Origin of the sequence: Janthinobacterium sp. BJB446, from assembly GCF_002735655.1 — a bacterium.
In the GTDB taxonomy this organism is placed as follows: domain Bacteria; phylum Pseudomonadota; class Gammaproteobacteria; order Burkholderiales; family Burkholderiaceae_D; genus Janthinobacterium; species Janthinobacterium lividum.
In genome coordinates, this window is record NZ_PDZK01000003.1 from 199,262 (window position 1) to 221,038 (window position 21,777).

General features: G+C 61.0%; 28 protein-coding genes and 1 other RNA gene. 10 read left to right on the plus strand and 19 right to left on the minus strand.

Annotation, left to right across the window (positions count from 1 at the left end; translation table 11 throughout):
• Positions 1–72 precede the first annotated feature (72 nt).
• From ubiG to CSQ92_RS20245, 4 genes are all read left to right on the plus strand, one after another.
• On the plus strand, positions 73–768 hold the full coding sequence (gene ubiG, locus CSQ92_RS20230; RefSeq protein WP_034751812.1) for a bifunctional 2-polyprenyl-6-hydroxyphenol methylase/3-demethylubiquinol 3-O-methyltransferase UbiG: 696 nt from the start codon (positions 73–75) through the stop codon (positions 766–768).
• 68 nt (positions 769–836) lie between these two features.
• Positions 837–1,541 carry an HAD family hydrolase gene (locus CSQ92_RS20235; RefSeq protein WP_099395198.1) on the plus strand — a complete coding sequence of 235 codons (705 nt, stop codon included), beginning with the start codon at positions 837–839 and terminating at the stop codon, positions 1,539–1,541.
• A gap of 82 nt (positions 1,542–1,623) precedes the next feature.
• Positions 1,624–1,984, plus strand: a transfer-messenger RNA (tmRNA) gene (ssrA, locus tag CSQ92_RS20240).
• Positions 1,985–2,411: 427 nt separating this feature from the next.
• Positions 2,412–2,714, plus strand: coding sequence for an HNH endonuclease (locus tag CSQ92_RS20245; RefSeq protein WP_099395389.1), 303 nt, complete (start codon positions 2,412–2,414; stop codon positions 2,712–2,714).
• A gap of 241 nt (positions 2,715–2,955) precedes the next feature.
• Here CSQ92_RS20245 and CSQ92_RS20250 read toward each other — a convergent pair whose 3' ends face one another.
• From CSQ92_RS20250 to CSQ92_RS20265, 4 genes are all read right to left on the minus strand, one after another.
• Entirely contained in the window at positions 2,956–3,468 is a 513-nt protein-coding gene (locus CSQ92_RS20250; protein ID WP_099395199.1) for a hypothetical protein, read from the minus strand.
• Between the two features lie 75 nt (positions 3,469–3,543).
• A complete protein-coding gene (locus CSQ92_RS28875) occupies positions 3,544–3,954 on the minus strand; it encodes a hypothetical protein (RefSeq protein WP_143450407.1) in 411 nt (136 codons plus the stop codon).
• A gap of 43 nt (positions 3,955–3,997) precedes the next feature.
• Positions 3,998–4,432 (minus strand): hypothetical protein, encoded by a 435-nt coding sequence (locus CSQ92_RS20260; protein ID WP_143450408.1) that lies wholly within the window; start codon positions 4,430–4,432, stop codon positions 3,998–4,000.
• Between the two features lie 160 nt (positions 4,433–4,592).
• Positions 4,593–4,865 carry a hypothetical protein gene (locus tag CSQ92_RS20265; RefSeq protein ID WP_143450409.1) on the minus strand — a complete coding sequence of 91 codons (273 nt, stop codon included), beginning with the start codon at positions 4,863–4,865 and terminating at the stop codon, positions 4,593–4,595.
• Between the two features lie 44 nt (positions 4,866–4,909).
• Here CSQ92_RS20265 and CSQ92_RS20270 point away from each other — a divergent pair, with 44 nt between their 5' ends.
• Positions 4,910–5,329 carry a hypothetical protein gene (locus CSQ92_RS20270; protein ID WP_099395202.1) on the plus strand — a complete coding sequence of 140 codons (420 nt, stop codon included), beginning with the start codon at positions 4,910–4,912 and terminating at the stop codon, positions 5,327–5,329.
• Between the two features lie 45 nt (positions 5,330–5,374).
• On the opposite strand, the gene CSQ92_RS20275 is transcribed toward CSQ92_RS20270, so the two are convergent.
• From CSQ92_RS20275 to CSQ92_RS20285, 3 genes are read right to left on the minus strand one after another with little or no spacing between them, the layout of a single operon-like run.
• Positions 5,375–5,824, minus strand: a complete 450-nt coding sequence (locus tag CSQ92_RS20275; protein WP_099395203.1) for an HD domain-containing protein — start codon at positions 5,822–5,824, stop codon at positions 5,375–5,377.
• 11 nt (positions 5,825–5,835) lie between these two features.
• On the minus strand, positions 5,836–6,057 hold the full coding sequence (locus CSQ92_RS20280; protein ID WP_099395204.1) for a hypothetical protein: 222 nt from the start codon (positions 6,055–6,057) through the stop codon (positions 5,836–5,838).
• A complete protein-coding gene (locus CSQ92_RS20285) occupies positions 6,054–6,674 on the minus strand; it encodes a hypothetical protein (protein ID WP_143450410.1) in 621 nt (206 codons plus the stop codon). The genes CSQ92_RS20280 and CSQ92_RS20285 overlap by 4 nt, the downstream gene beginning before the upstream one ends.
• 174 nt (positions 6,675–6,848) lie before the next feature.
• Here CSQ92_RS20285 and CSQ92_RS20290 point away from each other — a divergent pair, with 174 nt between their 5' ends.
• The gene (locus tag CSQ92_RS20290) at positions 6,849–8,003 is read left to right on the plus strand and encodes a sensor histidine kinase (protein ID WP_099395206.1); all 1,155 of its coding nucleotides are present in this window, start codon (positions 6,849–6,851) and stop codon (positions 8,001–8,003) included.
• A 60-nt stretch (positions 8,004–8,063) separates the two neighbouring features.
• Here CSQ92_RS20290 and CSQ92_RS20295 read toward each other — a convergent pair whose 3' ends face one another.
• The 6 genes from CSQ92_RS20295 to CSQ92_RS20315 form a co-directional block, all read right to left on the minus strand.
• Positions 8,064–8,309: a hypothetical protein gene (locus CSQ92_RS20295; RefSeq protein WP_143450411.1), complete on the minus strand. Its 246-nt coding sequence runs from the start codon at positions 8,307–8,309 to the stop codon at positions 8,064–8,066.
• A gap of 99 nt (positions 8,310–8,408) precedes the next feature.
• The gene (locus CSQ92_RS20300) at positions 8,409–9,854 is read right to left on the minus strand and encodes an ATPase domain-containing protein (RefSeq protein ID WP_099395207.1); all 1,446 of its coding nucleotides are present in this window, start codon (positions 9,852–9,854) and stop codon (positions 8,409–8,411) included.
• Positions 9,851–10,267: a hypothetical protein gene (locus CSQ92_RS20305; protein WP_070257556.1), complete on the minus strand. Its 417-nt coding sequence runs from the start codon at positions 10,265–10,267 to the stop codon at positions 9,851–9,853. Before CSQ92_RS20305 ends, CSQ92_RS20300 begins: the two co-directional genes overlap by 4 nt.
• Positions 10,268–10,339: 72 nt before the next feature.
• Positions 10,340–11,131 carry an ATP-binding response regulator gene (locus tag CSQ92_RS29465; RefSeq protein WP_257219299.1) on the minus strand — a complete coding sequence of 264 codons (792 nt, stop codon included), beginning with the start codon at positions 11,129–11,131 and terminating at the stop codon, positions 10,340–10,342.
• Entirely contained in the window at positions 11,128–11,709 is a 582-nt protein-coding gene (locus CSQ92_RS29470) for a sensor histidine kinase (RefSeq protein WP_257219300.1), read from the minus strand. The genes CSQ92_RS29465 and CSQ92_RS29470 overlap by 4 nt, the downstream gene beginning before the upstream one ends.
• A 163-nt stretch (positions 11,710–11,872) precedes the next feature.
• Positions 11,873–12,109 carry a hypothetical protein gene (locus CSQ92_RS20315; protein ID WP_096234241.1) on the minus strand — a complete coding sequence of 79 codons (237 nt, stop codon included), beginning with the start codon at positions 12,107–12,109 and terminating at the stop codon, positions 11,873–11,875.
• A 215-nt stretch (positions 12,110–12,324) separates the two neighbouring features.
• Between CSQ92_RS20315 and CSQ92_RS20320 the strand changes: the two genes are divergently transcribed.
• From CSQ92_RS20320 to CSQ92_RS20330, 3 genes are all read left to right on the plus strand, one after another.
• Positions 12,325–13,074 (plus strand): hypothetical protein, encoded by a 750-nt coding sequence (locus CSQ92_RS20320; RefSeq protein WP_099395208.1) that lies wholly within the window; start codon positions 12,325–12,327, stop codon positions 13,072–13,074.
• Between the two features lie 5 nt (positions 13,075–13,079).
• A complete protein-coding gene (locus tag CSQ92_RS20325; protein WP_034781978.1) occupies positions 13,080–13,322 on the plus strand; it encodes an Imm32 family immunity protein in 243 nt (80 codons plus the stop codon).
• Between the two features lie 76 nt (positions 13,323–13,398).
• The gene (locus CSQ92_RS20330) at positions 13,399–14,403 is read left to right on the plus strand and encodes an SMP-30/gluconolactonase/LRE family protein (RefSeq protein ID WP_257219301.1); all 1,005 of its coding nucleotides are present in this window, start codon (positions 13,399–13,401) and stop codon (positions 14,401–14,403) included.
• Here CSQ92_RS20330 and CSQ92_RS20335 read toward each other — a convergent pair.
• Positions 14,390–15,457, minus strand: a complete 1,068-nt coding sequence (locus CSQ92_RS20335) for an SDR family oxidoreductase (protein ID WP_099395209.1) — start codon at positions 15,455–15,457, stop codon at positions 14,390–14,392. The two genes, CSQ92_RS20330 and CSQ92_RS20335, sit on opposite strands and share 14 nt — an antisense overlap.
• Before the next feature lie 99 nt (positions 15,458–15,556).
• On the opposite strand from CSQ92_RS20335, the gene CSQ92_RS20340 reads away from it, so the two are divergent.
• The gene (locus tag CSQ92_RS20340) at positions 15,557–16,468 is read left to right on the plus strand and encodes a LysR family transcriptional regulator (protein WP_099395210.1); all 912 of its coding nucleotides are present in this window, start codon (positions 15,557–15,559) and stop codon (positions 16,466–16,468) included.
• A 20-nt stretch (positions 16,469–16,488) separates the two neighbouring features.
• On the opposite strand, the gene CSQ92_RS20345 is transcribed toward CSQ92_RS20340, so the two are convergent.
• The 5 genes from CSQ92_RS20345 to CSQ92_RS20365 form a co-directional block, all read right to left on the minus strand.
• Positions 16,489–17,451 carry an ABC transporter substrate-binding protein gene (locus CSQ92_RS20345; protein ID WP_099395211.1) on the minus strand — a complete coding sequence of 321 codons (963 nt, stop codon included), beginning with the start codon at positions 17,449–17,451 and terminating at the stop codon, positions 16,489–16,491.
• Positions 17,452–17,505: 54 nt separating this feature from the next.
• A complete protein-coding gene (locus CSQ92_RS20350) occupies positions 17,506–18,480 on the minus strand; it encodes an ABC transporter permease (RefSeq protein WP_052140093.1) in 975 nt (324 codons plus the stop codon).
• Positions 18,481–18,499: 19 nt separating this feature from the next.
• A complete protein-coding gene (locus tag CSQ92_RS20355; RefSeq protein WP_257219303.1) occupies positions 18,500–20,032 on the minus strand; it encodes a sugar ABC transporter ATP-binding protein in 1,533 nt (510 codons plus the stop codon).
• An 81-nt stretch (positions 20,033–20,113) separates the two neighbouring features.
• Entirely contained in the window at positions 20,114–20,980 is an 867-nt protein-coding gene (locus CSQ92_RS20360) for a fumarylacetoacetate hydrolase family protein (RefSeq protein ID WP_099395213.1), read from the minus strand.
• A 21-nt stretch (positions 20,981–21,001) separates the two neighbouring features.
• Positions 21,002–21,757, minus strand: a complete 756-nt coding sequence (locus CSQ92_RS20365) for an SDR family oxidoreductase (RefSeq protein ID WP_070282603.1) — start codon at positions 21,755–21,757, stop codon at positions 21,002–21,004.
• Between the last annotated feature and the right edge of the window lie 20 nt (positions 21,758–21,777).

Sequence of the window (21,777 nt, forward strand, 5' to 3'; positions counted from 1 at the left end):
AAACCCCGCTACGGCGGGGTTTTTTTTCGTCCGTGGCTGCCCAATTGTAAAATTGCCGCTATTATTCGACCTATGAACGCCGACCCTCTTGAAATCCAAAAATTCAGTGAGCTGGCCCACCGCTGGTGGGACCCCACTTCCGAGTTTCGTCCCCTGCACGAAATTAACCCCCTGCGCCTGGAATGGATCAACGCGAAAGTGCCGCTGGCCGGCAAGCGCGTGATCGACATCGGCTGCGGCGGCGGCATCCTGGCCGAATCGATGGCCCGCAAGGGCGCCGACGTGACGGGCATCGACCTGTCCGACAAGGCATTGAAAGTTGCCGACCTGCACAGCCTGGAATCGGGCGCCAAGGTGCGCTACAAGCTGATCGCCGCCGAAGCCATGGCCGAGGAAGAGCCGGGCCAGTACGACGTCGTGACCTGCATGGAAATGCTCGAGCACGTGCCGGACCCCGCCGCCATCGTCAAGGCCTGCGCCGCACTGGTGAAACCGGGCGGCCACGTGTTCCTGTCGACCCTGAACCGCAACCCGAAAGCGTATCTGTTCGCCATCCTGGGCGCCGAATATCTGCTGCGTCTGTTGCCGAAAGGCACGCACGACTATGACAAATTCATCACCCCGGCGGAACTGTCGCAATACCTGCGCAGCGCCGGACTGGACGTCAACAGCATGCGCGGCATGGGCTACAATCCATTGACCAAGATTTACTCACTTAATAGCGATACCAGCGTCAATTACCTGGTGGCCTGCACCCGGCCGCTGTAACCATCACGCACAATACAAGGCGGCTGCGGCCGCCATTTTTCATTCCCACTTGACACACTTTGCCCGCCATGATCACAGACCATCTGCCAGCACCGCGCGCCATCCTGTTCGACCTCGACGGCACCCTGGCCGACACCGCGCCCGACCTGGCAGCGGCCATCAACCTGCTGCGCGCGCGCGCCGGCCTGGCGCCGACCCCGTATGACATCCTGCGCCCCACGGCCTCGGCCGGCGCGCGCGGCATGATAGGCGCGTCATATGGCGTCCAACCGGGCGAAAGCGGCTACGAAGCCCTGAAAGACGGCTTCCTGAACAATTACGAAGCGGCCCTGGCCGTGGAAAGCCGCTTATTCGACGGCATCCCCGCCCTGCTGGAAGGCCTGCAAGCCCTGGGCCTGGCCTGGGGCGTGGTCACCAACAAGGCCGCCCGCTTCACCGAGCCGCTGGTCGGCCAGATCGGCCTGGGCGCCGCCGGCTGCGTGATCTCGGGCGACACCATGGCGCACCCGAAACCACACCCTGCCCCCCTGCTGGAAGCGGCGCGCCGCCTGGAGTTGGTGCCGGAAGACTGCTGGTACGTGGGCGACGACCTGCGCGACATCCAGGCCGGCCGCGCCGCCGGCATGCGCACGGTCGCCTGCGCCTGGGGCTACTGCGGCCCCGTCGAGCCGCAGCACTGGAACGCCGACCATTTGCTGGACACGCCGCAAGCCTTGCTCGAGCTGGTCAGCGCCGTGGTGAAGGCGGCGCAGGCGCGGCAGCTGGCGGCATAAATGGCCTGCGCTTGATCTGGCACGCCGGCAAGCGAATGCATCATGCAAGAGTGGGCAGATTGCGCTACAATGAAGGTTCTGTGGGGACGACCTGGTTTCGACGTGGGTTGCAAAGCAGCGCAGGGCATACCGAGGGCGGGCTACCTCGTAAATACAACCTGAAAAAACTTAACTGCAAACGATAACTCGTACGCACTGGCAGCTTAATCGCTGTTAGCTCTAGAACACCTCGTCCCTGGGGTGGGCCGTCAAAAGCTCTAGAGTCATTTACAGGGACTCGTCGTATGCTGGGTTACTTAGCGTCCGACTAAATAATAGGTAACTCGCTTGCCCATAACGTGCACATCCGTGCTGGCTGAGTTAAATTAAATGATAGTGCTAAGTATGTAGAACTGTCTGTAGAGTGCTTGCGGACGCGGGTTCGATTCCCGCCGTCTCCACCACTGAATAAATAAAAGGGCTTCCCCGTTTTGGCGGGGAGGCCCTTTTTATTTATTCCATGCGTGCAGAATGCGGGCATGGAATCCGCGTCCGGTACGGGCGCGGGGGTTTTGCGGGACTTCGGCGAGCGCAGCTCGGCGCCGCAAAACCGGGTTGCGCTTGCAAGCGCAACCCTCTCCGATTCCTCTGACTAGCTCTTGCGCCGCAGGCGATTTCCTAGCAACAACATCAACTGCTCAGGCCGTGTACGAATGAAGGACCTGCCCCTCTATGTGCTCTGGGCGTTGGATGCCGGCTGCAAATCAGGCGGCCGGATCAACAGCGGAAATTGTGTTCGGTCTTTACTGATTAAATCTGGCGGCTGTCTGTCCTGCAACATCAGGGGCCAATGATATAGTGGCGGGAATGTACTCACTGAAGAAAACTGCCATGAAAAACGACACAAACGCTCGCCCGCAAGCAACCCAAGCGCCTGCCAGGCTCAGCAAAGGGGACTTCGTCACCGCACTGCGCAAGCTGCTGCAAGATGAAGGAAAGGCCGGCAAGTCCAGCGTGGACGTACGCGCTGCGAACCTGCACACCGACGTTGGCGTTTATCCGGCGCGCGGCCACTCGATGCCGACCTGTTGCACGGTAATGTATGAAGAGATGCAGCCGGGTGACGAGATACTGTTGACGCCACCCGGCGGCAAAGGACCTACGCTCCTGGTACGGTATAAATTCCCGCGCTGAGAATCGCGGCCTTAGGCTACTGGTGGCGATTCGCAGCGCTAATGGGCTCCGTCCGCTTCCGCCCCACGGCGGACATGGAGCGTCCGAGCAGGCCGGGTTTCATAACAGCGACCTCGGCAGCCCAGTCTCATTGTGTTTTTGGGTCATGACGATTGATGCTGCCTGGACTGCAACAGTTTCAGCGTCGTTACCGCCATCAGTATTGCGGAATACGGCCACTTGGACAGCAAAACCTCATGCATCAATGCAGCCGCACCGAAGGCGTCGAATTGAACGGTTCAGATCTCTTATGGAACATGAAATACGCAAATGGCACAAAGTAGAACACTAGCCAGTGGCCGGAGAAACCTCGCACTTGATTTACCTTGAAAGTGGAATACTCCACGGCGGTCAGTTCGCGAATGAAATTTCCACGGTTCAATAGCACAAATTTCCCGTCAACGATCGAAGGATTACCGCCCGCCGCGTTCATCATGAAGAGTGCAAAATTCACCAATGCGTAAGCAGCTATACAGAGTCCCAGTCCGACCACCCACTTCGGAAAAGCTGCGCGTAGTTCAGCGAACGTTGGTTTGGGGCCGAGTGACTTTCGACTGGAGAAGACAAACGGAATGAACACAAGGAAAATGCCGCCGTGCAGCCACCAGATCGCAGGAAAATTATCAGATACATTGACTCCCATCAATGCCGCAATGTGCACAATCAGTGCGGTTGCAAAGCCAATTAGTGAGGTAAAGCCAAGAATTTGGTTCATAGAATCGGATTACATATATCGTAAAGATGTCGGTCTGCAACTAAATCCGTAAGTAATGCAACTTCATAAAGTATATTAACTGTCCGGCTTGCGCCCTGTGAAAAACGGCCAGGCAAACACCACAATGCCTGCAACAACACATCCGGCCAGGCTAACGGCGACACCAAAAATGTACCACGCCACATCGACTCCGTGACTGTAGAGCGTTCCGACAAATAGTCCACTCACCAGCCAGACTAACACCGCTAATTTAAGCAGAAAATATTTTACTTTACCGATGGGACGATTCAGCCGCATTTGTTGAATAGCGGCCATGCCCATGAATAAACACGCCACACCAGCCGCAATTATCAACCGTGAAACCGAATGCTCCATGTCGCAACCTGACTTGTAGTTGAGCCAGCGGGCCCAGAGATTAAAAGATCGAGGGCTTAAATCCAGCAGCCAATTATCGCTTGCCACTACATCGCCGGCTTGAGTCTGCACTACGGAACCCGTGCGGCCAGAGAGCGGAGGCGCAGCGTTCACTTTACAAATTCCCGTCCTTAGCGCCATGGGTCGAAGTACTCGCAAGCAGAAGCCTTGCCTCCCTTATTGGAGTACCAAACCGAAATACGGTACCTGACGTTGACAGCACCACAACCCAGCCAGCCTTGATTGTTATTTGATCAAATGGATTGGATTGATCCGAAACAAACGTCCAAACAGGTTCATGATTTTGCAGCGATTCCAAAACGACTACGCCGATTGAGCCGTGTTCCATAGCCTCTCCGCACTTGACTATGTACTGTCCACCATACAGCTCTTCTTGCGCCAGAATCGCGACATTGAGCCAACTGCCAAGCTCCTGTTCTTCATGTACTTTGGCCATCCAGGTTTCGTGTACTTCGTAGATATCACCGTTGGTGCACACGAGGCCATTGTAGCTTCGCACCTCTTGGTTCTTCCACTTTTCTGCCATCACTGTGATTGATTCCATATTTAGAAATGGGCGACTGCACGCCCTGAATTAAACAACTTGTATTCTTGCCCGTAACGGAATGCAAGAAGCAGCGCAAGCTTATTCCACATCCGCTCTTGGCCGGTTAATTGTCTGCACTTTGCCAGCAAAAATTTCAAGACGCCTAATGCGCTGCAGCGCGGCGGCTCCCCCCAGAATTAAAACCAGCCATGCCCGGGCACCAGCTTAACGCTAATACAATTAATAAATATGCTATATTTACTAACACTAAAAATCTAGACTCAAGTCCGCGTCCGTTGTTATCGGTCACGCCGACCAGGCCAACCCGAACATCAATGGCGGCGGCGAAAAAAATAGCGAGCAGGATTACAGGCATGGCCAGCGAGTTATCTTCAGCAAAGGCAAGATTATCCAAGTCACCAAGCAGAAGCGCCATCTGGCCGAACGCGATCTCGAAGCATTGGCAAAGAAATCCCAACCATGAAAATTGCTCGCCTGCTTTCCTCCAGTTTTCTCGTGCTGGCTGTGGCCCTCGTCGCTTCTGGTCTTTTCGGCTTCTCCCGTTTTGCCTGGTACACCGGCGCATACCATGATGAGCGCATGATCTTGTTCGATCACGGCTTCTATCCTTTTGCGTGGGGTATCGCGCTGCTGCTGATGGGGCAAATCGCCCGCTTGCAGCATCGTCGACCGGCCATGCTGCTCGCCGCTGGCGCCGCCCTGGTGCTGCTTCTCTGGAAGCGTGCAACAGCGCCCGCTCCTATCGCCAATCAGCAACTTTTCCCTGATCCAGCTTTACTGGAGGGACTGATTGTTACCGCTGTCGTGGTTATCGTCCTGGCGCTGATAGACCGCCCCGTCGAGCAGGCCATCCGCAAGGCTCTTGCCCGTACCCCGTGATCCCAGGAGGCGGAGCCACTCGGATACGCTCTCGGCATGAAAGAATCATTGCTGCGATATGAGCTGCTGAATAGCCCTCCGATACTTTGCCACCCGCTCCAAATCCTTCTGCGTCGGATTCTCTATCCTCGACAAGTCGCTATTCTCGGCCAGATCAGCCAGCTTGACGGCCTTGCCGACGGGGTTCAAGGCCGCGCGGGCGATGAACGCTTCGTAGGACTCGCCTTCGATCTTGGTCACGGCGCGCACGCCGTCGATGACTTCCCGGGAAAATCCTTCGCGCGCCAGGTCGTCGAAGGTGACTTTGCCGTCGCTGTCTTCCACCACATCATGCAGCACGGCGACAATCTGCTGGGCGCCGGGGGCGACGCGCAGCATGACGCGCAAGGGGTGGAGGATGTACGGCGCGCCGCCCTTGTCCGTCTGGCCGGCATGGGTGGCGGCGGCGATTTCAATCGCGCGCTCCAGGGTGGCGCGTCTTGCGTTTTCACTCATGTTCACTCTTTTCATTCCACGTTGATCGGTGACCCCGTTGCGCGCCAGCCGCGGCGCTGCAAATGGCAAACGCTGGTGCACAGCACGGCTGGCAACAATAAATTGAGGACCGGCACGAGCATCAGCAAGCACAGCAACAGTCCCAGGGCAAAAATCGCCGGGCGCTGTTCGCGGCGCAACGCCGCTTGCTGTTCCGCGCCGAGCACCTCTTCAGCTGCCGCGCCGTAGATCATCTGGACTTCCAGGCCAGCAAGTACGGGATCAGCACGCACATGGCCCACACGGGGATCAGCAGGGAAAGCAGCAGCAACAGGCGACGCCGCCAGGCGGGACGCGCGGCGGACAGCTCCAGGCCGGCCGGTGCTTGCCACGCTGCATAGCGGCGCGCCGCCACAGCCTTGGCGCGCTCCAGCAACAGCCAGCGCAGCGGCAAGCGCGCCGTGCCGATGGCGCCGACGATAAAAACCATCACATAGAAAAAGGCAGCCAGCGCCAGCAAGGCCAAGGCGATCTGGCCGATCGACAGCATGGCCTTGGCGGCACTACCCAGGCCGCCGGCGATATTGCCCATCTGCGAAAGCGTGGCAGGCCCATTGGCCAGTGTCCCGACGCCATCCATCACGCCCAGCCCCAGCAAGCCGGTAACCGACACCAGCGCCAGCATGGCGCTCAGCTCGACAAAGAAGCGGCCGAAGTACCCATACAGTCCCAGCCACAGGGCCACGACGGCCATGCACCACAGCGCGGAGCGCCACCATAGCCCCGCATGACGCGCATCACGCAATCCCAAGCCGATGCAGGTGAAGGCTTCCCGCCAGGCCAGCAGCCAGGTTTGCAATGTTTGTGTCACGCTCAGGCGTACTCCGCAATGAAGGGGCGGATACGTCGATCCGGATGTTGCCGATTGTACATGGACAAAGCCGGCACCCGCGCCACCGGGAGCGAAGGACAAGGATGCGCAATCCCCCATCCCCCGCCGCAACGGCGTACACTGGCCCCTCTTCCATCAACGCATTGGTCCACCGTGAAACTATCACGCTTTATTACCGGCCATCTGGAGCCGATCCTGGAAGAGTGGGAACTGTTCGCCAGGTCGCTCCCCATTCCTGGCGCCGCCATCTCGAAGGCAGAATTACGCGATCATGCCAAGCAGATGCTGCAAACCATCGTGCGTGACATGGACGTCATCGAGAACGCGGCGCAGCGAAAGAAAAAATCGACCACGGGCGTATCGGAAATCACGGGCAAGGAAACGGCAGCCGCCACGCATGGCTCGCTGCGCCAGCAGATCGGCTTCACGCTGCCGCAGCTGACGGCGGAATTTCGCGCGATGCGGGCCAGCGTTCTGCGGCTGTGGATGGCACAGGTGTCGGTGACGTCGAAAACGGCAACGGACGACATCTTGCGCTTCAATGAAGCGATAGACCAGGCGCTGCAGGAATCGGCCATACGCTATTCGCAGCAGAGCGACCGCACCCGCAATACTTTTCTCGCCATCCTCAGCCACGATCTGCGCAGTCCGCTGAGCACCATGACGATGGCTGGTGCGCTGCTAAGCCGGCCGAGCGCGACCTCGTCTTCCACGGTGCAGATCGGCGCACGGGTTGCCCGCAGTGCAGCGACCATGACAACCATGGTGAACGACCTGCTGGAATTCGCCAGGACGCAGCTGGGGGGCCACATGCCCGTTTCACCCACCTTGGGCGACCTGGGGGAAATCTGCAAGACAGCCGTCGAGGATGCCTCGGCGGCTCACCCGGAATGCAAGTTTGAACTGAATACCACGGGTGAGATGATCGGCGACTTCGATGCGCCCCGCCTGGCCCAGCTGTTTTCCAATTTGCTCAACAATGCTGCGCAATATCGCACCGACGACCAGCCAGTGACCATCACAGCCTGCGGCGATGCCGATACGACCGTGGTGCAAGTCAAGAATTTCGGCCGCCAGATCCCGGAAGCCTCGCTGAAGAGCATTTTCGATCCCCTGGTGCAACTGGCCATTTCCGACGAACACAAAGCGCCGAATGCCACCAGCATCGGGCTGGGTCTGTTTATCGCGCGTGAAATCGCCAGCGCGCACGGCGGCACCATCGGCGCCGAGTCCAGCCTGGAATGCGGCACGGTGTTTACCGTGCGCCTGCCCAGGGTGTCGCTGAACGACAGGGGGAACGGCGGCTAGGGGCTAAACCGGCAGAGGGCTGCTTTCCTTGCTGCCCCCTTCTGCCGGGACGGGCCTATCCTATCTGCGGCTGAGCGGCACATACTCGCCCGGCAAGCTGGCCGCTTCCAGCGCATCGGCAAACGCCAATAAAAACTTGGCCGGACCATGTTCCGACACCAGCAGGGAGGCCCCCTTGTGGCGCAGCAGTTTCAATACTTCCTGCTGGTGCGCCTGGTATTCCTGCGAATGGCCATAGAAGGTCTGATACATCTCCAGCGTTTCCATGGCTTTCGCGGCCAGGATGAATTCGGCTTTGTCCATCATATCTCCTCTTGATCGGCTCGGAAACACAGAAGACGCATTGCTCCCCTGTGCGCACGGCCATCACCCGCATGGCCGCACTTCCATCATACGCCTCATCGCCTAAGCCCGGTAAGGCTCGCCCGACAGGATGCCCTGGTACTGGCTGAGGGTAGCGCCGATCTTCAAGCCCCCGGCGTCGATATCGTAGAAGCGGATATCCTTGCTGTGGCCGCTTCCGCGCACCTTCACCACCGATACGACGCGCTTGAACTGGCCTTCGAGTTCGATGTAGCGCTGCATGACGATGGCGTCGGCCAGGAAGGCGTTGCCATAGGAGCTGAACCGCAGCATGGTGTACTGGTCTTCCAGCTCGGCCGTCATCAGCACGGACACGCCCATGTCCGTCAAAGCCGCCACCAGGCGGTACAGCGATTCGCGGAAATCCTCGCGGAACATGGACGCCAGCGCCATTTCAAAGCCGGACAGCGAGTCGATGACCACGCGCTTGGCCTTCATGCGCGTGATCATGCTCAGCAGGTCGTGCAGGATTTCATCGAGCGACAGGTCGAGCGTACGCGTGTTGATCACGCCGATCTGGCCGGAATCGACGAGGGCATTCAACTGATGGCTGAGCAGCTGGTTCGGGCTTTTCTCGAAGGCGGCGATCACGCCGGGCTCGCCGCAACGCACGCCTTCCGCGAGAAATTGGGTGGCCAGCACGGTCTTGCCGGAACCTGACGGTCCCACCAGCAGCAGCGAATAGCCGGCCGGCAAGCCGCCCCCCATCATCTGGTCGAGCTCCGGCACGCCCAGCGACAGGCGCTCATTACCGGAAATGCTGACCTTTCCCGTGCCACTGGCCTTCAGCACGGCGCGGGAAAAGATTTCCACGCCATCGTCATTGATGCGGAAGGTATGCGCGCCCAGGCTTTGTGACTGGCCGCGCATCTTGACCACCTGGATCTTGCGCACCATGGCGTCGCGGTGCACGAGCTGCGACAGCCACAGGATGCCATCGGCGACCGTGAACACGGCGCTGGACTCAGCCTCGGGCGCCAGGTATTCGCCGATCAGGAAAGTCGTGGCCAGCCAGCTGGTCATTTGCGCGCCCAGCTGCTGCACAAAATTCTGCAGGCCGGCAGCGCCCGTGTCCATGGACTTTGCCGACTGCACCACGGAACGGAAGGAGTCGACGAAGACGAGGCTGGGCGAGAACGCCTCGACCTCTTCGGCGATGCGCGCCAGCACGCGGTCGAAATCGCCCTCCAGCAAGTCAGCCGACAGATTGACGAACTTGATCGACTGGTTGATCTTGTCCACATCGAAGAAAGGAAACTGCTGCTGATAGCGCAGCATCTTCAGCGGTGGTTCGCCCAGGACCGTGAAAAACAGCGCCTTGCGCTCCGGCGCGGCGAGGGAAAACATGATCTGGTGCGCCAGCGTCGTCTTGCCGCTGCCGGGCGTGCCCGCTACCAGATTGAAGGAAAACTCCGGTATTCCGCCGCCCAGCAGTTCGTCCAGCCCCGGCACGCCAGTGGCCAGGCGTTGGATGGTGACTTTGTTCATTCGTTCGGCTCCGTTCCAGCATTATTCACAACGTCATCACCCCAGGCCTTGAGGAGGATGCTATTCGTTAAGAGTTCGCCAATTAATAAAATAAGGGTGTTGATGAAGTGCATCATCATCGCCGTGCTCGCCGCGCAGGCGGCGGTCTCTGCCTGTCCCTGCAAGCTGGCGCGCAAGGCTCTCATGGCAGCTTCCAGCGCTTGCGGCGGATGGGGCGTCAGCCAGTTGAACTGTTTCTGACTCTGGTGCAGGCTGCGGGCATACATCGACTCCACGCCCCGCTCACCAATGATCTGATTCAACTCAGTGGCCAGCTGCTCCCAAAGGCGAATACTGACGTCTACCACCGCACCTGGGTCGCGTAACAGCGCGTGCTCTATCCTGCGCTGCCGCTGTTCATGGACTGTGGCCATAATCGGATCTTTTCTCTGCGGTTTTCGGTGCATGGACCATGTTAAAAAAAAGCATCGGGACTCCTTCGCCCGTCAGCGGGGAACCTTTGCCGTGATTATTTTCGACAAGGCGTCGATATTGATGGGTTTTACCAGGTAATGGTCAAACCCTGCCTGGCCGGCACGGTCGAACTCGCCAAGCTGGCTGTATCCGGACGCGGCGACAAAGCACGGCAGCGGCGGCGGCAGGGCCGCGCGTGCAGAGCTGATCACTTGAAAGCCATCCATGCCCGGCAAGCCGATATCGCATACGATCACATCGTAGGGCGCATCGAGCGCGGCGCGCAAGCCACTGGGGCCGTCATTGCGCACATCGACATGGTGGCCATCCTGCGTCAGCAGCAGCGCCAGCAGTTCCGCCGCATCGGTATTATCCTCGATCAACAATATGCGGCGTGGCGATGCATGCGCCGCATGCTCCACTTGCAAGTCCTGCGACGGTGGCGCCAGCGACGACAGGGGCAGCTGCAAGACAAACTGGCTGCCGAAGCCGACCCCTGCGCTGAACACGTCCACGGTTCCCCCATGCAGCTGGGTAATGATCCGCACCAGCGACAGGCCGATACCCAGGCCGCCCTGCGCCCGTTCCAGCGAGCGGAATCCCTGCGTAAACAGGTCAAAAATGAAGGGCTGGATATCGAGGGCGATACCGGCGCCATCGTCGGTGACGGCAATTTCCACCAGATTATCGTGGCGCCTGACGACGATGTCGATGTGGCCAAACTCGTGCGTGAATTTGCTGGCATTGATGAGCAAGTTGGCAAACACCTGTGTCAGACGTACCAGGTCCCCTTCGATCACCAGCGGTTCGTCCGGCAGGCTCACGTCAGCACTTGCTGGCGTTGGCTGATGCTGGCCTGGCCAACTTCCATGGCGCTGGCGAGGATGTCGCTCAGCAGGATGGGCGCCAGCTGCAAGGTAATCTTCCCGCTGCTGACGCGCGAAGCATCGAGCAAGTCGTCGATCAGCCGCGCCATGTGCGCCACCTGGCGGCCGATCACGCCATGCACGTGCGCCAGTTGGGGATCGAGGTCGACCTTCTTGGCCAGCAAGTCATTGGCCATCGCCAGTGGCTGGAGGGGATTGCGCAACTCATGCGCGAGCATGGCCAGGAATTCCGTCTGGCGCAAGGTCGTCGCCTCGGCGGACGCTTGCATGTCCTGCGCGCCAAACGTTGCCAGCACGAGGTTTTGATTGGCTTCGCGCAACTGCATGATCAACAGGCCGAAGGCGTCGGATTTATCCTTTTCCTGCACCTGCATCTTGGCCATGATCAACAATTGATTGATCGTCTCGCGCAGCAGCTTGACCTCACGGCTATGCAAGGCATGCAGATTGTGCTCAGAGGGCAACTGCTGGGCGGGCGCATCCTCAGGATCCGGCGAGAGTGCTGTGTGGTGCATGGTGACGGTGTACGGCCTGTGGGGGCCGGCCTCAAGGACAACTCTTCGTTCCGCGGCGTTCACTCAGACATCGCCGCGCACGCCAGCTCTATTGCTGCATACGGTGTATTGCTTTCTATCCGAACACGATACTCTATTTCCCTTACTAAATGAAAGCATTAGATTACTTATCGTCAACAGTGCGCAGGGGTAGCACGTAATTGGCCAGCTGCCAGCCCATGGCCAGGGCAGATTGCTCCGCTTCGTGCTGCGTATCGCGATTTTCCAGATTGGCTTGCCGGACATCTTCAAAGCCGCACTTGCTCAGCACCAACTGTCCCTGCCAGCACCCCTCGGGCAGTTCGCAGGCGTAGGCCGAGATCAGGAACCCGTTATGGGTGGTGGGATTCGCATAAGACATGAGGCCTCCGTGGGATTGCCAGCGCCGCCGTGAACCAGAACCACGGCTGTCATTGCAGTATAGCCAGACTTAGTGTAACCGCAATGCGGCCCGAATTTCATTTAAATCAAATACATACGCATCAGGCCGCTTGATATGGCCCGCACGCACGCATTGGCAGCGTTTGGCATCCCGTGCAAAAATATGTGCTTCGATACCCTCCCGCGCATTGCCCTATGGACCAATACCATTTCCTCGTCGGCGAATTCACCAAGGATAGTCCCTTCATTCCCGCCGCGGCCAGCGCGCAGCTGTTCGCCTGGTTCGCGCACATCGGCGAACCCGTCGAGCGCTACGGCAGCAAGAGCGGTAAGGTCGTCAAGTTTTCGCAGCGAAACTACGAGAAAACCCTGTTGGCGCCCGATACCAGCAGCATCGAGTTGTTTTCACCTCGGATCTTGCCACCCGACGAGGCCGACGAGGTCACGAACTGCGACGCGCTCGCCGTGTATGAGCCGACAGTTTCGCTGCTGCTGGCGATGCGCGCCAGCAAGCTGCCGTTGCAACAGCTGTTCGACGGCGCGGCAAGCATACCCGGCTTGCTGAATCATTGCGAGTATGTGTACGGCTATAGTGAAACCCTGGGCTACGGCACCGGCTACGCACGCGGTTACCGGCAGCTCGATGCAGCCCATCCGATGACCTTTGGCACTCCTTGCCCGGCCAACAACTGGGCCGCCATCAAGCGGCGCGGGTTGCAAGCTTCGCACCTGCGCGATGTATATCCCGTCAATATCTTCAACCACGGAAAACTGGCTGCGCTGCCGCCGCCAAGACTGCAGGCATTGCGCCAGAGCATGCAAGCCCATGGCCGCAGCGAAGAGAAGCATGGGCGGATCCACTGGTTTTTATCGAACGAGGAACTGGACGCCGCCCGCGCCGCACTGAACGCACACGCCATGCTGGGCGCCTACATCAACAATTGATACCCATGACCACACATTTATCGCTGCACTGCTATCTGCAGGACGAGGCCGCAGAACGCCCCAAACGCTGTTCCGACGTCACCATACAGGCCGACCCGGCCACCCTGCGCGCTATCGCCCACTTCCTGCTGGCCAGCGCCGACACCTTTGATCAGGCGCCAGAGCGCGCCGGCATGCATGCCCATCTGCAAGATGAATGGGACGGCTGGCAGGACGACTTCCCCGACCTCGTCGTGGTAGCGGCCTAGGTGGCAACCTAGCCCGGCGCCTGCGTCGGCGCGCGTCGGGTAACATACGCCACCTTTGCCATACAGAGAACACTCGATGCTCCATTCCCGATACGCCCTGCCGTCGCTGCGCACGGCCGTGCTGGCCGCCGCGCTGGCCAACCTGTCCGCCTGCGCCAGCCCGCCCGCGCACGAAACGCTGTTTCTCGCCACCACCCTCACGCCCGCGCATTCCTTCACCAAGGGCATCGAAGGCCCGGCCGTGGATGCGGATGGCAATATCTATGCCGTCAACTTTGCGCGCCAGCAAACGATCGGCAAGGTCAGCCCCGGCGGCATGGGCGAGGTGTACCTGAGCCTGCCCGGCACCAGCATCGCCAACGGCATCCGCTTCGGCAGCCGCGGGCAGATGTATTTGGCCGACTACATGGAACACACGATCTACCTGGTCGACCCGGCCACGCGCGCGCTGACCATCCACGCGCGCGAACCGCGCATGACGCAGCCGAACGATATCGCCATCACGCAGGACGACGTGCTGTATGCGAGCGACCCGAACTGGAAAGAAAACACGGGCCGCGTGTGGCGCATCGCGGCCGATGGCACGGTGACCCTGGCGCTCGACACCATGGGTACGGCCAATGGCATCGAGGTCAGCCCCGACGGCAAGATTTTGTATGTGAATGAAAGCGTGCAGCGCAATATCTGGATGTATGACATCGGCGCGGACGGCAGCCTGAGCGGCAAGCGCCTGCTGATCAAGTTCGACGATTTCGGCACGGATGGCATGCGCGTGGATGTCGACGGCAATCTGTACGTGACACGCTATGGCAAGGGCAGCGTGGTGAAACTGTCGCCACAGGGACGCATCCTGCGCGAGATCAGCGTGCCCGGCGCCAAGCCCAGCAACATCACCTTCGGCGGCCCCGATGGCCGCACGGCGTACGTGACGGAAGTGGTGCAGGGACGGCTGCTGCAATTTCGCGTCGACCGCCCAGGGCTTGAGTGGCAGCGGGCACAGCAGCACAAGAGTAATGCGGCGGCAGCGGCGGCAGCGGCAGCCGCGCCACCGGCCGCAGCGGAGCAGGTCAGCGCGGAATGACGCGCTCCGCCTTCAGGCGCTCGAACAGGGCGATGAAGGCATCCTGCGTATCCTGGTAATCGAGAAAACCCGCCTTGCGGCTCTTGCCCATGTCCGTCATCACTTCCATCGGCCGTCCCAGGTCGGCATCCGTATGCCACCAGGAAGCGAGGCGGCTGATGTCGGCTTCCACCAGGCCGTGCTGCTGCGCGATGGCGCGCCACTGCGCGGGCGCATCCTGCATGCGCCCGGCCAGCGGCGCCATCGTCCCGGGCAAGTCCGCCGCCTCGACGCCAAAGTAAGCGGCCAGGCGCGGCCACAGCCACTTCCAGCGGAATACATCGCCATTGACGATATTGAAGTCTTCGTTGCGCGCGGAGGGACTGTCGGCCGCCCATGCCAGGTGGCGCGCGATCTGGCCCGCGTCCGTCATGTCGGACAAGCCGTGCCATTGTGCGCTTGAGCCGGGAAAGACGAAGGGCTGGCCGCCGGCCTTGCACAGATTCGCATACACGGCCAGGGTGAGGCCCATGTTCATGGCATTGCCCAGCGCATAGCCGATGATGGTGTGCGGGCGGTGCACGCTCCACGTAAAACCGTACTGCGCGGCCGCGTCGAACAGCCGGTCTTCCTGCTCATAGTAAAAATTGTCAACGTCCTGGCGACCCTGCTCTTCACGGAACGGCGTGACGGGAACGCTGCCCTTGCCATAGGCATCGAACGGTCCCAGGTAATGCTTGAGACCCGTCACCAGCGCCGCATGGCGCAAGTGGCCAGTGGGGCCCAGGGCAGCCAGCACATTGGCCACCATGGCGCCATTGACGCGGATGTTTTCCTGCTCGTTTGCCTGGCGTGCCCAGGCCGTGAAAAAGACGTGGCTGGCGTCCAGGCCCGCCAGGGCGGCGCTTACCGCCGCGCCATCCGTGGCATCGAGCGGCAAGCATGCGCAGCCTGCGGGGACTGGCGTGCGGCCGCGCGAGACGCCCGTCACCTGCCAGCCCTGCGCCAGCAAATGCGTGGCCAGGCTGCTGCCGATAACGCCGCTGGCGCCGATAATCAATGCGTGCTTGTTCATGCGTACTCCCATGCCTGTGTAAAAAAACCATGATATATCGGACAGAAATTCTTATCCGCGATAGTATTTCACCCTATTCGTGAATAAAATTCCTCAATCATGTTTTCATCGGAACATTTGAAGGGCATCACGCCCTTTCTCGCCACGGCGGATGCTGGCAGCTTTACGAGGGCGGCCGAGCAGCTGCACCTGAGCAGTTCAGCCGTCAGCAAGAGCGTGGCGCGGCTGGAGGAGCGGCTGGGCGTGATCCTGTTCGAGCGCAGCACGCGCCGCCTGAAATTGAGCGAGGCGGGCCGCGCCTACTACGCCACCTGCAAGCGCGTGCTGCAGGAACTGGCCGATGCGGAAGACGTCCTGGCCGAACACGCGACGGAACTGGCAGGCAAGGTGCGCATCGGCGTGCCCGCCTCGTACGGCCGCCTGCGCGTCATGCCGGCGCTGCTGGCCCTGTGCGCGCAGTATCCCGGGCTGCAGCCATCGATCGCCTTCAGCGACCGCTTCGTCGACCTGTTCGAAGAGCGCATCGATATCGCCGTGCGCATCGGCGCGCCATCGCACTGGCCCGCCGCGCTGGGCCAGATGCAGCTGGGGGCGGAACGCCTGATCCTGTGCGCGGCGCCCGCCTACCTGGCGCGGCGCGGCACGCCCGCCTCCATCGCGGAACTGGAGCGGCATGACTGCATCGCCTATGGCCGTGGCGACGGCTCGCCCATGCCGTGGCTGTTCCCGGATGAGGACAAGGGCGGCCAGCTGGAATACCGCGTGGCCGCGCCGCGCATGACGGTGGGCGACGCCGAGGCGCGCACGTCCGCCGTGCTGGCGGGCCTGGGCGTGGCGCAGCTGGCCACGTGGCTGGTGGAAGAACACCTGGCGTCAGGCGCCATCGTCGCCGTGCTGCCGCAGCTGGCCACGCCAGGCCTGCCGTTGTATCTGGCATGGCCGCTGGCGCGCCAGTTGACGCCGAAGACGGGCACCCTGCTGCAGGAGTTGCGCCAGCGCCTGACGATCTGAGGATCTGAAGACGTGAAAAATCAGTACAACACGTTCTTCGCTTCCGGCAGTTCGACATTGGCCTTGGTGACGATCACCACGCCCGTGTTGACGAACGGCGCGACCTTCTTGCCTTCGATCAGGCTGACGAGGGTTTTCACGCCCAGCGCGCCCATCGAGTACGAGCCTTGCACGGCGGTCGCATACAGGGTGCCGTCCTTGACGAAGTTTTTCAGGTCTTCATTGCCGTCGAAGCCCACGGCGATCACCTTGCCGGCCTTGCCCGCCTGCGCGATGGCGCGGCCCATGCCCACGGCCGTCGGTTCATTGGCGCCGAAGATGCCCTTCAAGTCAGGATTCGAGGCCAGCACGTCGGTCGTCTGGTTCAGCGCCGTGGCCATCTGCGACTGCGAGTAATACGTGCCGACGATCTGCAGCTGCGAGTTCTTTTCGATATAGCGCTTGAAGCCGCCCACCCTGCCCGTTTCGGAACCGGCGCCCGCCACATACGACATCACGGCGATCTTGCCCGTCTTGCCGACCTGCGAAATGAGGGCCTTGGCGCTTTGCTCGCCGGCCGCTTCATTGTCGGTCGAGAGGAAGGACTGGTAATAGCGCTTGCCGCTGTCGGCCACCAGCGAATCGATCAGCACCACGGGAATCTTCGCTTCCCACGCCTTCTTCAGGGCCGGCACCAGCGCGTCCGGGTCGGACGCGGCCAGCACGATGCCGGCCACTTTGCGCGTGACGGCGTTTTCCACCATGCTGACCTGGTCGGCGATGGCCGATTCCGAGGCCGGCCCCTGGAAGGTCAGGCTGTAACCCTTGGCATCGGCGGCGCTGGCCGTGGCGCCCTTCTTGACGTTTTGCCAGTAGTTGGAATTGGTGGTCTTGACGATCACGGCGATCTCGCCCGAGGCGGCGAAGGCGGCGCTGGAGCTCAGGGCAAATACTGCGGTCGACAGACCGAACAGGATGGTGTTGAAGGCTTGGATGGTTTTCATTGTCGTCCTCATTTAATTATAGATTTATAGGTAAGACTGCGTTGCTGCACTGCCTCAGGCGCGGTTGCGCTTCTGATCGATCCAGACGGTCAGCAAGATGACCAGTCCGATAATGATTTGCTGGATAAAGCTCGATACCCCGTTCATGTTCAATCCGTTGCGCAGGATGCCGATGACGAAGGAGCCGATGACGGTGCCGGAAATGGTGCCGATGCCGCCGATCAGCGAGGCGCCGCCGATCACGGCGCTGGCGATCGCATCGAGTTCGTACATCACACCCTCGTTCGGCTGCGCAGTCACCAGGCGCGACATCAGCACGCAGCCCGTCAGGCCCGACAAGGCACCGGACAAGGTGTACACCAGCAGGGTCACCCGCCCCACCTTCACGCCCGACAGGCGCGCCGCTTCCGCATTCGAACCGACGGCATAGATATGCCGGCCAAAGGTGGTGCGGCTGAGCATGATGGACACGGCCACGGCGATCACCACCATCAGCACCACCGGATACGGAATGCCAGGGAAGACGACTTCGGGAAAGGTGCCGCCCGTGTCGCGCTCGATGCGCCACAGCACGCCGTTGCCCAGTTCGCCGAACGAGTCGCCGAGGCCGGAAATGGCGCGCGCGCCCGTCACCTGCAGCGCCAGGCCACGGGCGATCAGCATCATGCCCAGGGTGGCGATGAAGGGAGGCAGTTTCAATTGCGTGATGCAAAAGCCGTTGACGGCGCCGCACATGGCGCCCACCACGACGCCGCCCAGCATGGCGAGCGGCACGGGTACGCCGCTCTTGACGAGCAGCGCGGCGGCCACGCCGGCCAGCGCCAACACGGAGCCGGAACTCAGGTCGATGCCGCCCGTGATGATGACGCAGGTGGCGGCAATGCCCAGGTAGGCGATCGACGTCACCTGCAAGGCCACGCTCATGCCGTTGCTGACGGAGAAAAAGGCGTTGCTGGTCAGGGAAAACACCAGCAGCAACAGCGACAGGCTGCCCAGCGCGGCAAATTTTTGTATCAGTTCTTTATTCATTTTTTTAAGCTTTCTGTTTTTAATGGGCTGCCGCCTGGCCAGGTGCGGGACTGGCTACGCGCCCCGACGCCAGTTGCATGATCTCTTCCTGCGACGACTCGCGCGTATTGACGATGCCGCTGATGCGCCCTTCATGGAACACGGCCACCCGGTCCGTCATGCCCATGATCTCGGGCAGCTCGGACGTGATCAGCACCACGCCGATGCCTTCCGATGCAAGCTTGTCGAGCAGCTGGTAGATGGCGAATTTGGCCCCCACGTCGATGCCGCGCGTGGGTTCGTCGAAGAAGATGATTTTCGATTCGCGGTACAGCCATTTGCTGATGACGATCTTTTGCTGGTTGCCGCCCGAGAGGTTGCGCGCGATCTGTTTCGAGGTCGGCGTCTTGATGCCCAGCGCCGCGATGTACTGCTGCGCCACCGCTTCTTCCCTGGCGAAATCGATGAAGCCGAAACGGTTCGCCAGCCCCGATACATTGGTCAGGGTGAGGTTGGCCGCCACCGACATGCGGATCGCCAGGCCGTGGCTCTTGCGGTCTTCCGACAGGTAGGCGATGCCGTGTCCGATGGCGTCGATGGGGCTGGTGATCGTCACCGCCATGTCGCCCAGGTGGATCGCGCCGCTGGTCAGCGGATCGGCGCCGAAGATGGCGCGCGCCACTTCCGTGCGCCCCGCGCCCATCAGGCCGGAAAAGCCGAGGATCTCGCCGCGCCGCAAATCAAAGCTCAGCGGGCCGAAGACATCCTTGCGGTGCAAATCGGTCACGCGCAGCAGCACGTCAGCGGTCGGTGTCGAGACGCGATCGGGAAATTTTTCATCGAGGGTGCGGCCCACCATCTTGGCCACGATGGCGTCCAGGCTCGTGGCGGCAAAATCGTCGGTGCAGACGAATTTCCCGTCGCGCAGCACCGTCACCCTGTCGATGATGTGCTGCATCTCTTCCAGGCGGTGCGAGATGTAGACCACGCTCACGCCGTTGCGCTTGAGTTCATTGATGATGTCGAACAGCTGGCCCGTCTCGCTTTCCGTCAGCGACGACGTGGGCTCGTCCATGATCAGCACTTCCGTATTGAGCGACAGGGCCTTGGCGATTTCCACCATCTGCTGCTGCGCGCAGGACAGGTTCTTGACCAGCTGGCGCGGGTCGATGCGCAGCTTTAAACGGTCCAGCAACGCCTGCGCGTCGGCACGCATTTTTTTGCGGTCGATGAAGATGCCGCGCACCGGTTCGCGCGCGAGGAAAATATTCTCCGCCACGCTCAGGTGCGGAATCAAATTCAGTTCCTGGTGGATGATGGCGATGCCGGCCGCCTCCGCATCCACGCTGCAGGCAAAACTGCATACCTTGCCCTTGTAGACCAGTTCCCCCTCGTCGGCCTGGTACACGCCGCTCATCACCTTCATCAGGGTGGACTTGCCGGCGCCGTTTTCGCCGCACAGCGCATGCGCCTCGCCCTTGCGCAGGCTGAAACTGACGTTGTCGAGCGCCAGCACGCCGGGAAAGCGCTTGCTGACCTTGTTCAGCGCCAGTATCTCTTCGGATTCATTCATGGTGTGTCTCCTCCACTCCACTGCCATAGGCCGGTGCGCCGATGTCTGAGCACCTTGGCGGCACGCCGGTCTGCTACTTCATTAACTGTCGATCAGTTGCGGATTCCAGGCATGCACGGTCTGGTGCTGCTCACCGAGGCCGTTGATCCCCAGGCGCATGGTGTCGCCCGGCTTCAGGTACACGGCCGACGGTTTCTGGCCCATGCCCACGCCCGGTGGCGTGCCGGTGCTGATGATGTCGCCCGGGTACAGGGTCATGAAGCGGCTGATATAGCTGACCAGATTGGCCACGCCGAAGACCATCGTTTTGGTATTGCCGTCCTGGACACGCTTGCCGTTGACTTCCAGCCACAGGCCCAGGTTTTGCGGGTCCGCCACTTCGTCGGCCGTCACCAGCCAGGGGCCGATCGGGCCGAAGGTATCGCAGCCCTTGCCCTTGTCCCACTGGCCGCCGCGCTCCAGTTGATACTCGCGTTCGGACAAGTCATTGACGACGCAGTAACCGGCCACGTGCGACAGTGCATCGTCTTCACTCACATAGCGCGCGGTGGTGCCAATCACCACGCCCAGTTCCACTTCCCAGTCGCTTTTCTTCGAGTCCTGCGGCATCACCACGGCATCGTTGGCGCCGATGATGGCGCTGGTGGCTTTCATGAACAGCACCGGTTCGGCCGGCACAGCCATGCCCGATTCGGCGGCATGGTCGGCATAGTTCAAGCCCACGCACAAAAATTTGCCCACGCCTTTCCACGGCGGCGCGATGCGGCCGGGATGGTCCACCACCGGCAGGCTGGCGATATCGATGGCGGCCAGGGTCGCCAGGCCATCCTTGCCCAGGGTCGCGCCCGTGATATCCGACAGCACGCCGGAGAGGTCGCGCACGGCGCCGTCAGCATCGATCAAGGCAGGTTTTTCAGCGCCCTTGGCGCCATAACGCATCAGTTTCATGTGGTTCTTTCGTTGTAGTGATTAATTTGACCAGCCACCGTCGATCACATGGACCATGCCGGTGGTAAAGGCGGATTCATCGGAAGCCAGGTAGACGGCCAGGGCGGCGATTTCCTCTGCCCTGCCCACTCTTCCCATCGGCTGGCGTGCCACGAAAGCGGCTTGCACTTCATCGATGCTCACGCCCGTCGCTGCCGCCTGCGCGGCAATGCGTTCCTTCAGCGAAGGCGACTCGATGGTACCGGGGCAGATCGCATTGCAGCGGATGCCGCGCGTGACAAAGTCCGCCGCCACCGATTTCGTCATGCCTACCACGGCCGCCTTCGAGGTACCGTAGATAAAGCGGTTCGGCGCGCCCTTCACGCTGGACGCCACGGACGACATATTGACGATGGAGCCGGCGCCCCTGGCCAGCATGCCGGGCAGCACGGCGCGCATCAGCCGGTACATGGAGCGGGCGTTGATGTCGAAGGAACGGTCCCAGGCCGCATCGTCGCAGTCGAGGATGGTGCCGCCGTCGACGAAGCCGGCGCAGTTGAACAGGATATCGACGGAGCCGATCTCGTCGGCCAGCGCGGCGATCGCCGCGCCATCGGTCACGTCGAGCCGGCGGATGGCGCAACCAGTCGCCTCCTTCAGCGCGTCGAGCTGGGACTGGTTGATATCGGTGGCGATCACGGTGGCGCCTTCGCGCACGAACGCTTCGGCCGTGGCGCGGCCGATGCCCTGGCCGGCGGCGGTGAGCAGGGCGATTTTGCCTTGTAGTCTGGCGGTCATGTTGTCTCCTTTGTTTTATA

Bases quoted from the DNA above. Each gene is read 5' to 3' on its own strand.
- ubiG (WP_034751812.1), top strand. From the start codon at position 73: ATGAACGCCGACCCTCTTGAAATCCAAAAATTCAGTGAGCTGGCCCAC.
- CSQ92_RS20235 (WP_099395198.1), top strand. From the start codon at position 837: ATGATCACAGACCATCTGCCAGCACCGCGCGCCATCCTGTTCGACCTC.
- CSQ92_RS20245 (WP_099395389.1), top strand. From the start codon at position 2,412: ATGAAAAACGACACAAACGCTCGCCCGCAAGCAACCCAAGCGCCTGCC.
- CSQ92_RS20250 (WP_099395199.1), bottom strand. From the start codon at position 3,468: ATGAACCAAATTCTTGGCTTTACCTCACTAATTGGCTTTGCAACCGCA.
- CSQ92_RS20265 (WP_143450409.1), bottom strand. From the start codon at position 4,865: ATGGCGCTTCTGCTTGGTGACTTGGATAATCTTGCCTTTGCTGAAGAT.
- CSQ92_RS20270 (WP_099395202.1), top strand. From the start codon at position 4,910: ATGAAAATTGCTCGCCTGCTTTCCTCCAGTTTTCTCGTGCTGGCTGTG.
- CSQ92_RS20275 (WP_099395203.1), bottom strand. From the start codon at position 5,824: ATGAGTGAAAACGCAAGACGCGCCACCCTGGAGCGCGCGATTGAAATC.
- CSQ92_RS20280 (WP_099395204.1), bottom strand. From the start codon at position 6,057: ATGATCTACGGCGCGGCAGCTGAAGAGGTGCTCGGCGCGGAACAGCAA.
- CSQ92_RS20295 (WP_143450411.1), bottom strand. From the start codon at position 8,309: ATGATGGACAAAGCCGAATTCATCCTGGCCGCGAAAGCCATGGAAACG.
- CSQ92_RS20300 (WP_099395207.1), bottom strand. From the start codon at position 9,854: ATGAACAAAGTCACCATCCAACGCCTGGCCACTGGCGTGCCGGGGCTG.
- CSQ92_RS20305 (WP_070257556.1), bottom strand. From the start codon at position 10,267: ATGGCCACAGTCCATGAACAGCGGCAGCGCAGGATAGAGCACGCGCTG.
- CSQ92_RS29470 (WP_257219300.1), bottom strand. From the start codon at position 11,709: ATGCACCACACAGCACTCTCGCCGGATCCTGAGGATGCGCCCGCCCAG.
- CSQ92_RS20315 (WP_096234241.1), bottom strand. From the start codon at position 12,109: ATGTCTTATGCGAATCCCACCACCCATAACGGGTTCCTGATCTCGGCC.
- CSQ92_RS20320 (WP_099395208.1), top strand. From the start codon at position 12,325: ATGGACCAATACCATTTCCTCGTCGGCGAATTCACCAAGGATAGTCCC.
- CSQ92_RS20325 (WP_034781978.1), top strand. From the start codon at position 13,080: ATGACCACACATTTATCGCTGCACTGCTATCTGCAGGACGAGGCCGCA.
- CSQ92_RS20330 (WP_257219301.1), top strand. From the start codon at position 13,399: ATGCTCCATTCCCGATACGCCCTGCCGTCGCTGCGCACGGCCGTGCTG.
- CSQ92_RS20335 (WP_099395209.1), bottom strand. From the start codon at position 15,457: ATGAACAAGCACGCATTGATTATCGGCGCCAGCGGCGTTATCGGCAGC.
- CSQ92_RS20340 (WP_099395210.1), top strand. From the start codon at position 15,557: ATGTTTTCATCGGAACATTTGAAGGGCATCACGCCCTTTCTCGCCACG.
- CSQ92_RS20345 (WP_099395211.1), bottom strand. From the start codon at position 17,451: ATGAAAACCATCCAAGCCTTCAACACCATCCTGTTCGGTCTGTCGACC.
- CSQ92_RS20350 (WP_052140093.1), bottom strand. From the start codon at position 18,480: ATGAATAAAGAACTGATACAAAAATTTGCCGCGCTGGGCAGCCTGTCG.
- CSQ92_RS20355 (WP_257219303.1), bottom strand. From the start codon at position 20,032: ATGAATGAATCCGAAGAGATACTGGCGCTGAACAAGGTCAGCAAGCGC.
- CSQ92_RS20360 (WP_099395213.1), bottom strand. From the start codon at position 20,980: ATGAAACTGATGCGTTATGGCGCCAAGGGCGCTGAAAAACCTGCCTTG.
- CSQ92_RS20365 (WP_070282603.1), bottom strand. From the start codon at position 21,757: ATGACCGCCAGACTACAAGGCAAAATCGCCCTGCTCACCGCCGCCGGC.